Here is a 1578-nt window from a genome sequence, read left to right as displayed (position 1 = left end):
TTGTCCATGCGGGAAGTCTCCTTAAGCCTCTGATGCCTGCACGAGCGCCTGCGCCATGCGCTCGGCGGTCGCGAGCGCGGCCGAAGTCATGATGTCGAGATTGCCCGCGTAGGCGGGCAGGTAGTGCGCGGCGCCTTCGACCTCGATGAAGATCGACGTCTTCAGACCGCTGAAGCGGCCGAGGCCCGGAATGTTCAGCGGCGCGCTCGCGGGGATTTCGTCGAACTGCACCTTCTGCTTCAGGCGATAGCCGGGCACATAGGTGTGAACCTTCGCGACCATCGCCTCGATCGACTGCTCGACCTTGTCGAGGTCGGCCATCTCCGACAGCGTGTAGACGGTGTCGCGCATCATCACCGGCGGTTCGGCCGGGTTGAGCACGATGATCGCCTTGCCTTTCTCAGCGCCGCCGACCACTTCGATCGCCTTCGAAGTCGTCTCGGTGAACTCGTCGATATTCGCGCGCGTGCCGGGCCCGGCCGACTTGCTGCTGATCGACGCGACGATCTCCGCGTAGTGCACCTTCGCGACGCGCGACACGGCTGCGACCATCGGGATCGTTGCCTGACCGCCGCAGGTCACCATGTTCACGTTCGGCGCGGCGAGGTGTGTGTCGAGATTGACGACCGGCACGCAGTACGGCCCGATCGCGGCCGGCGTCAGGTCGATCAGGCGAATGCCAGGCTTGCAAGCGCGCAGGAACGCATCGTTCTTCACGTGCGCGCCGGCCGAGGTCGCGTCGAACACGAAATCGATGTCTCCAAACACGGGCAGACGGGTCAGACCTTCGACGCCTTCATGCGTGGTCGCGACGCCAAGCCGTGCGGCGCGCGCAAGACCGTCGGAAGCCGCGTCGATGCCGACCATCGCCACCATCTCCAGATGCCGGCTGTTGCGCATGATCTTGATCATCAGATCCGTGCCGATGTTGCCGGAGCCGATGATCGCGACCTTCAGTTTTTCGGAAGCCATATAGAGTCCTGATTCAAGCGATAAACGTCGCACGCACGCCGCCGAGGCCTTCGATCTGCGCGCAGTAAGTGCCCGGCTCCTTGACGGCGACCATCGGGCCGAGCGCGCCGGTCAGCACGACGTCGCCGGCGCGCAGCGGCGTGCCGAGCTGGACCATGCGGTCGGCGAGCCACACGGCGGCGTTCAGCGGATTGCCGAGGCACGCCCCGCCGCTGCCGCGCGAGAGCACTTCGCCGTCGCGCGACAGCGTCATCACGCACGCGGTGAGGTCGATCTGCGACAGCGGCACCGGCCGGCTGCCGAGCACGAACAGCGCGCTCGACGCGTTGTCCGCCACCGTATCGACGAAGCGGATGTCCCAGTTCTCGATGCGGCTGTCGACGACCTCGATCGCGGCCAATGCGTACGCACTGGCGCGCAGGATGTCCACGAACGTGTGCTTGTCGTGCGTGAGGTCGTGTTCGAGCACCAGCGCGATTTCGGCTTCGACCTTCGGCTGGATCAGCGTCGCCAGCGGCATCGGTTCGCTGTCGCCGTAGGCCATGCCCGCGAACAGCGCGCCGAAATCCGGCTGATCGACGCCAAGCTGCTTCTGCACGGCGAGCG

At 65.8% G+C, this 1578-nt stretch carries 2 protein-coding genes; both read right to left on the bottom strand.

The features are described 5' to 3' along the window. Positions 1-21: 21 nt before the first annotated feature. Positions 22-972 (bottom strand): acetaldehyde dehydrogenase (acetylating), encoded by a 951-nt coding sequence (locus GCT19_RS41955; protein ID WP_152855083.1) that lies wholly within the window; start codon positions 970-972, stop codon positions 22-24. A gap of 13 nt (positions 973-985) precedes the next feature. After that, positions 986-1578, bottom strand: a 593-nt coding sequence (locus GCT19_RS41950; RefSeq protein WP_152855082.1) for a fumarylacetoacetate hydrolase family protein, incomplete at its 5' end; no start/stop codon positions are given.

This window comes from Paraburkholderia atlantica (assembly GCF_009362785.1).
Lineage (GTDB): Bacteria > Pseudomonadota > Gammaproteobacteria > Burkholderiales > Burkholderiaceae > Paraburkholderia > Paraburkholderia atlantica.
This window is presented reverse-complemented; position numbering and strand designations above follow the sequence as displayed.